General features: G+C 37.3%; 1 protein-coding gene and 1 pseudogene. Both read left to right on the forward strand.

What is annotated here, in order from left to right; translation table 11 throughout:
- Window positions 1–289: 289 nt before the first annotated feature.
- Window positions 290–484, forward strand: a pseudogene (locus CP368_RS09980) (XRE family transcriptional regulator); the annotation flags it as partial.
- Between the two features lie 13 nt (window positions 485–497).
- The gene (locus CP368_RS09985; protein WP_025005426.1) at window positions 498–1,166 is read left to right on the forward strand and encodes a type 1 glutamine amidotransferase; all 669 of its coding nucleotides are present in this window, start codon (window positions 498–500) and stop codon (window positions 1,164–1,166) included.
- Window positions 1,167–1,230: the final 64 nt, after the last annotated feature.

Consider the following 1,230-nt stretch of genomic DNA (forward strand, 5'->3'; position numbering starts at 1 on the left):
CCAATCTGTCGAACGCACCATATTCGTGATTGGAATGCGGCCGTGAACATCTTAGAAAAAGGATTAGGCAAGTGGCAGAATCCTAAAATAAAAGAAGCAGCCTTATTCGGGGCTGCAGTCCGCTAGCAACTCACGGACTCAAAAGGCTTTGGTAATTAGACGACCTCTATCGGCAATAGCCAAAAGATTATTGCTGGTAAGTCAAGTCCGTATCTAAGCAAGTTGGTGTTCTGGTTAGCGTAAGCTAACGAGCCACTAAGCCCTAGACTTCAGTCTAGGGTAGTTGACTCGCAATGAAATAGAAAAATTCAGATTTATGCTGATTAAGACTGTGCTGGCCTATTTGAAGGAAAACAAAAATAACACAATTGATTATGATCCTGTTTATGAATTATACAAATTGTGTCAGCAAGCCGACTGGCATCGTTTGGCTAGAATGGAAGAAATTTGGCGAGCTTTTTATAGTGTAGATAATCAACGTTAAAGGAAGTATTGAAATGCGCGTTAATGTATTGCAACATGCACCTAATGAGGGCCCTGGATCTATTCAAGATTGGTGCCATGAACATAACCATGAAATGTTTGTTTATCATCCAGCAGATTTTGGTATTTTACCTACGCTTGATGAAACTGATTTGTTGGTGATATTAGGAAGTCCTAATAGTCCTAACGATGAATTGGATTGGGTAGAAAATGAACGGGTGTTAATTAAGCAAATGCTTGATGCTCATAAACCAATTTTAGGTATTTGTTTTGGTAGTCAACAGATTGCTAAAACATTGGGATATCGGGTACTCGATGCACCAGCTAAAGAAGTCGGTTGGGCTCCAGTATATTTACAAAATCATACAATTACTGAACTTCCCGAAAAATTAACAGCACTTCATTGGCATCAGCAAATGAGTGAAATTCCTAGAGAAGCTAAATTATTATTTTCAAGTGATTTAGTAAAGAATCAGGGATATTTACTGGGAAATAAGGTAATTGGATTGCAATTCCATTTTGAACCTAAAGAAGACAATGTGCGAGAGATCGCTATTAATGATGGAGCATATGCATTAGAAAATAATGATTTGCATCAGACACCACAAGAAATAATTGCTCATGGTGTTCCAAAAGAAAATAAAGATGTAATGTTTGTTTTGCTTGATTACATTACTGCTTAGTAAAAAAAGAGTGTCTGGGAAAAAACTAACTTTCAGATACCAAAAGACGATCAATCCAACTCTT

This window comes from Lactobacillus sp. UMNPBX17 (assembly GCF_002553735.1).
Taxonomy (GTDB): Bacteria; Bacillota; Bacilli; order Lactobacillales; family Lactobacillaceae; genus Lactobacillus; species Lactobacillus gallinarum.